Origin of the sequence: Bradyrhizobium sp. NAS96.2, assembly GCF_001908235.1 — a bacterium.
Classification (GTDB): Bacteria; Pseudomonadota; Alphaproteobacteria; order Rhizobiales; family Xanthobacteraceae; genus Bradyrhizobium.
The window spans coordinates 1-5,215 of record NZ_LGHK01000421.1; the positions used below are offsets into that span (position 1 = coordinate 1).

6 protein-coding genes are annotated in these 5,215 nt (G+C 55.9%); all 6 read left to right on the forward strand.

Annotated features, from left to right (window positions below):
• Positions 1 to 580: 580 nt before the first annotated feature.
• Positions 581 to 685, forward strand: coding sequence for a pyrroloquinoline quinone precursor peptide PqqA (gene pqqA, locus AC628_RS41670; RefSeq protein ID WP_074132567.1), 105 nt, complete (start codon positions 581 to 583; stop codon positions 683 to 685).
• Between the two features lie 91 nt (positions 686 to 776).
• Complete coding sequence (amoC, locus tag AC628_RS41675; protein ID WP_074132568.1) at positions 777 to 1,568, forward strand: bacterial ammonia monooxygenase, subunit AmoC; 792 nt, start codon at positions 777 to 779, stop codon at positions 1,566 to 1,568.
• A 125-nt stretch (positions 1,569 to 1,693) separates the two neighbouring features.
• A complete protein-coding gene (gene amoA / locus AC628_RS41680; RefSeq protein ID WP_074132569.1) occupies positions 1,694 to 2,551 on the forward strand; it encodes a bacterial ammonia monooxygenase, subunit AmoA in 858 nt (285 codons plus the stop codon).
• A gap of 27 nt (positions 2,552 to 2,578) precedes the next feature.
• Positions 2,579 to 3,901: a bacterial ammonia monooxygenase, subunit AmoB gene (amoB, locus tag AC628_RS41685; RefSeq protein WP_074132570.1), complete on the forward strand. Its 1,323-nt coding sequence runs from the start codon at positions 2,579 to 2,581 to the stop codon at positions 3,899 to 3,901.
• A 95-nt stretch (positions 3,902 to 3,996) separates the two neighbouring features.
• On the forward strand, positions 3,997 to 4,464 hold the full coding sequence (locus AC628_RS41690) for a hypothetical protein (RefSeq protein WP_083633331.1): 468 nt from the start codon (positions 3,997 to 3,999) through the stop codon (positions 4,462 to 4,464).
• Between the two features lie 44 nt (positions 4,465 to 4,508).
• Positions 4,509 to 5,036, forward strand: coding sequence for a copper resistance CopC family protein (locus tag AC628_RS41695; protein ID WP_083633332.1), 528 nt, complete (start codon positions 4,509 to 4,511; stop codon positions 5,034 to 5,036).
• Positions 5,037 to 5,215: the final 179 nt, after the last annotated feature.

Consider the following 5,215-nt stretch of genomic DNA (forward strand, 5'->3'; position numbering starts at 1 on the left):
CGTGGCGTGAGGTTGTAACCTGAGACCGAACGCGCGGCCAATTTCCAAATTGAAGCCGGAGCAGGACGGCTTGTTTGAGATGAAAGCGGACCGTCTTGCGTCTATACGGGCCAGGTTCAAACCCGACGTGCCGCACCGCTCTTTCAAAAGGAGGGTGCGGGTAATGAGCGAACAGAGAGAAGGGGGAGGACTGTCGTTCTTTGGCTTTGTTGCGGTCGTCGACTGAGCGAACGGCTTAGCTCCGGGTCAGCTATGAAGATTTACCTCATCTAGGGAGAGTGGTGTGGAGTCCAACTATAACGAATCGTTCAATACGGACGCTTGGATGCATCAATACGCTGCTTTGCAAGAGCAGCAGCGGGCGAGGCAAGAGTCGGATCATATTCCTGCGGATCGTCGGATTATCGCGCCAATCTCATCAGGGTGATGGCACAGCGCGCGGCGGCAGGGATGGCGTGATCATGGGTTTCTTTTTCGCCGAGCACTTGCCGCGCACTCGGTGAGTTCTCCCCCACTGCGAGGACCTCGTGTCCTCGCGACTTTTTGCGCCGCATTCATCTAGCCAGGAGCAAATCGATATATGAGCTGGAAAGCCCCAAAAATCGTCGAATTACCGGTCGGTCTCGAAATCAACGTGTATGCGTGCGCCGTTCGCAAGGAGGTAACCAGAAAGCTGGGAGCTTGAAGACAGATCCTATCCTTGCGGTCAACGATCGGAGTGAGCACTACCCTCGTAAACAACACCACACCTTAGGCAATCTCAAGGAGGAGACAAGATGTCGATCACGATGACTCGTAACGCCAAGTCTGCCGCTGAAGACCGTACTCAGCCGTTGGCGAATTTCAAACTTGCAGCAGGAGTCACTCTGGCGGTGCTAGCGCTGATGGTGTTCTGGCGCATCTTTCAGCAGGTCTATGCTTGGAGTGCCGGCCTGGATTCGACTGAGCCCGCGTTCGATGCCGCCTGGATGACGTTGCTGAAGGTTGAGCTTAGCGTCATCCCTTTGCTCTGGGTGGTGACCTGGGCGCATCTATGGTTCACGCGAGACCGCAATCTTGGCGCGCTCAAACCGCGGGAAGAGCTCCGGCGCTACTTCAATCTGGTCCTGTTCATCTTCGTCTATGCCTTTTGCGTCTGGTTCGCTACCAGCTTCTTTGCTGAGCAGGACGCCTCATGGCATCAGGTTGTGGTCCGGGATACAAGCTTCACGCCGAGTCACATCGTGCTGTTCTACGGCACCATGCCACTCTACGTGCTATTTGGCGTGGGATCATTTCTGTACGCGATGACGAGGCTGCCGAAGTTCGCAACGCAGATCTCAATTCCATTCGTGCTCGCGGTTGTAGGTCCGTTTCTAATATTGCCGAACTTGGGCTACAACGAGTGGGGTCATGCCTTCTTCCTGATGGAAGAGGTGTTCTCCTATCCCTTGCACTGGGGTTTTGTCGTGATGGGCTGGAGTGTGCTGGCCTTGGGTGGGCTCCTGATCCAGATCGCGATGCACATGCTTGAAGTGATCGGGCGGCTTTCCCAAGCGGACGAAGTTTCGGTCGCCACCCAGCGCTGAAACCGCTTATGAACCATTAATCGCTGACAGCCCGGCATGTGCAAAGCATGCCGTCTTGTAATCATGTCGGGCGTCGGTTTCCAGGAAGGTCGATCTCAACTCGGTAAAAGAATTAGGAGGAAGCCATGCAAGGAGGAGCGTCTGTGAGACTGTATGGGCTCGAATGGCCTAAAGAGTCAGCAAGAATCTCAAGAGTGTTTGACCTTCTCGTCGCCGCCATCCTTTTTCTGGCCGTCTCCGGCGCATTCCACCTGCATTACATGCTGACCGCAGGGGACTGGGATATGTGGATCGATTGGAAAGACAGACAGTGGTGGGTCACCCTGACTCCAATCATGGCCATAACATTCCCTGCAGCTTTGCAGTATGTGTTTTGGACGAAATTTAGACTTCCAATCGCCGCTACATTTGCGGTCGTTTGTCTCCTGTTCGGTCAGTGGATAAATCGATATTTCGGTTTCTACCTGTGGTCGTACTTTCCGATGAGCGAGGTCATTCCAGCGCTGCTGATACCTGGCGCACTAGTCCTCGATCTTGCTCTTTTGCTGACCGGGAATTTTTTGTTCACGGCGATGTCCGGCGCCTTTGCATTCGCACTGCTTTTCTATCCGGCTAACTGGTTTTGGCTGGCGCCATATCGGCTACCCGTAGAAGTGATGGGGCAGCTTGTTTCCGTGGGCGATTACATCAGCTATGCCTTCACCCGCACCGCCCTGCCTGAGTATATCCGGCTGATAGAGCGGGGCACGCTTCGAACTTTTGGTGGCCACTCAGCCATTATCGCGTCCTTTTTCTCGGCGTTCGTATCCATACTGATGTATTTGGCGTGGTGGCATATCGGAATGCTCCTCGCTCGTGTGGTAACGACGCCAAACACCCTGAAAAATTTCATGGGGCTCACCGATAAGGATGAGCCAGCTGAGACAGCCCAAAAAGCCATAGACCGCACCAGCCTGCAAGGGCGCTTCGTCGCAAGCGAATGATCCTGCTGGGACTGTGGAGGACTCCAAATGAGAACATTCTGTTTCCGCAAAAGCTCATGCGCGCGTGTAATCTTATCGGCAGCGGCGGCGATCATGCAGATCGGAATACTGACCTTCGTCCCAGATGCTGCTCTGGCGCATGGTGAGCGCAATCAGGAGCCGTTTTTGCGGATGCGAACGGCTCATTTTTACGATGTGAAGTGGAGCGCGAACGACATTCCCGTGAACGGTGAAATCGTTGTCACCGGCAAGTTCCGACTCTTCCCGATCTGGCCAGTCAACCTACCCCTTCCCGAAGCGGCCTTTCTGGGAAACGGGACGCCGGGCCCGGTGCTAGCCCGAACCGAGAGCTACATTAATGGCGTCCCAGCAATTCAGTCCACCAAACTGGAGTTGAACCGGGACTATGAATTCAAAACAGTGCTCAAAGGACGAGTGCCGGGCTACCATCACGTCCATCCGATGATCAACGTGATGGGAGCCGGGCCGCTGCTCGGACCGGGAAACTGGCTGTCGGTGACGGGGAACGAAAGCGACTTCAAGCTTCCAATCAAAACTCTCAGTGGCGAGACTATCGACAATCTCGAGACCTGGGGCCTTGGCAGGGTGTTCTTCTGGCATGGCTTGTGGGTTGCGATCGCCATCGTGTGGCTTGTCTGGTGGTTGCGCCGGCCGCTCCTGCTGCCTCGTTTTCGCGCGTTGACGGAAGAAGGCGGCGATCGATCTCAGCTCGTTACCAGCACCGATCGCCTATTTGGGGCCGGTTTGCTCGTGGCGACGATTCTCATCGTATTCTTCGGCTTTCAGGCGACCGACACCGCTTATCCAAGGACCGTGCCGCTGCAGGGGTCCCGCGCAACCGTCGAGCCCCTACCGGAAGTGCCTGAGCAGGTCAAAGTTGTGGTCAACAAGTCAAACTATGACGTCCCTGGCCGCTCGCTTCGTATGAACGTTACACTGACGAACAATGGGAGCACGTCAGCACAGCTTGGCGAGTTCTTAACTTCCAATCAGCGCTTCATCAACCATGAGGTTAGCCAGGCAATGGCGACGGTGGATCCGAATTACCCCAAGGAATTGCTTCCTCCGAATGGGCTTAAGGTGAGCGACAGCCGACCGCTCAAGCCGGGTGAAACGAAGACAGTCGATATCGAAGCGGCCGACGCGGCATGGGAGACGGAGCGCTTGAGTAGCCTGATCAACGATCCGGACAATACGTTGGGAGGACTGTTGTTCTTCTATGACGAGCACGGCAAACGGACAATCTCAAACGTCAGCGGCCCCATGGTCCCTGTATTCACCGATCCCGACAACCGCACGGCCGAGAATCCGAAAGGAGGTGCGGGTTGAATGTCCTAAAAGCCGCAGTGCTTGGAATTCCATCTTTGCTCCTCATCCTAGACTGCGGTGGGGCGCGGCCAGCGATTGCACACGGGGGAGTATCGATGGAGAAAGACGTGTGCAAGCTTCGCGCTGGGCCCTATATGATGCATTTTACCGGATACCAGCCGGCCAAGCAGGGGAATCGGGAATTTTGCGAGGACATTCCGGAAATCGGCCGCACGGTCATCGTCTTGGATGCCGTCGGCGATGTGCTACGTGACCTCCCCATCGAGGTGCGGTTGTTGCGAGACGCCGGCAACGACGTAGACGGCGAGGCCGTCCTTCGAATCCCGCCAAAACAATATCCGACAGGCTCACTATCGTTTCAGTACACGTTCCCCGAATCCGGGCGCTTTGTGGGCCTCGTGACAGTCGGCGACGGACCGAAATACGTATCGAGATTTCCGTTTTCGGTTGGTTACGGCAGCGGGATTTGGGTCCGATATAGGGACAGTTTCGCAATCGTTCTAGGAACGCTGGCAGCCGGGGCCGCCCTGTTTTGGTACTCCACGTTGCGCAAGGAAAGCTAGGCTAGCACTTTGCCGGCCGCTGTCCGGCAATAAGGGTCACACTCATGTCTCACGAAAAACACGGAAACAAGAGCGATTACATCCGAGTAGCGACGGGGCCGTCACTCGATCATGCTGGCACGCCAAACTTGACCGCCGGCACCGGCAGGGCGCGAACTAGGCTGATTCAAGGGACGGTAAAAGAACTCTCATCCGCAAGCAGGCGTCCGGTATCAGCGCTTGGCATCACGTTGCTGTGCGTTGGCCTCGTGTGCCTGCCGACGGCTGCCTCTGCACATGCCGCTCTCGTGAAGTCCGATCCCGCGAGCCGGGCAGTGTTAGCTCATTCGCCGCAGCAGATCGAACTGTGCTTCAACGAACGCATAGAGCTCAAGTTTTCGAAAGTGGAGCTCAAGAACGCCAACGGTCAGTCGCTAACGCTTGGCGATTTGAAAGCAGGCAATGATCCGAAGTGCATGGTAACGGCAGTATCTGACATGAGACCGGGCAGTTATTCGGTTCATTACCGCGTGCTCTCGCAAGACGGGCATGTGGTGGACTACGGCTATCAGTTCATCGTCGAGGAACGTTAGGCATGCGGAATGACGGTACTGTTTCCAGCTCTGTGCAAGGCCATCGCTGACATTGCGCTTGCATGGGTCGTAGGCGGAGTACTCTTTCTGTTGCTGGCAGCGCCGTCTTCCGATCCGTTCCTTGCCGCTTGGCAAAGACGAGTGCAGGTGAGCTTTCTGTGGGCGGCCGGCATTCACCT

Excerpts from the sequence above, each read along its gene's own strand:
- pqqA (WP_074132567.1), top strand. The coding sequence starts at position 581 with ATGAGCTGGAAAGCCCCAAAAATCGTCGAATTACCGGTCGGTCTCGAA.
- amoC (WP_074132568.1), top strand. The coding sequence starts at position 777 with ATGTCGATCACGATGACTCGTAACGCCAAGTCTGCCGCTGAAGACCGT.
- amoA (WP_074132569.1), top strand. The coding sequence starts at position 1,694 with ATGCAAGGAGGAGCGTCTGTGAGACTGTATGGGCTCGAATGGCCTAAA.
- amoB (WP_074132570.1), top strand. The coding sequence starts at position 2,579 with ATGAGAACATTCTGTTTCCGCAAAAGCTCATGCGCGCGTGTAATCTTA.
- AC628_RS41690 (WP_083633331.1), top strand. The coding sequence starts at position 3,997 with ATGGAGAAAGACGTGTGCAAGCTTCGCGCTGGGCCCTATATGATGCAT.
- AC628_RS41695 (WP_083633332.1), top strand. The coding sequence starts at position 4,509 with ATGTCTCACGAAAAACACGGAAACAAGAGCGATTACATCCGAGTAGCG.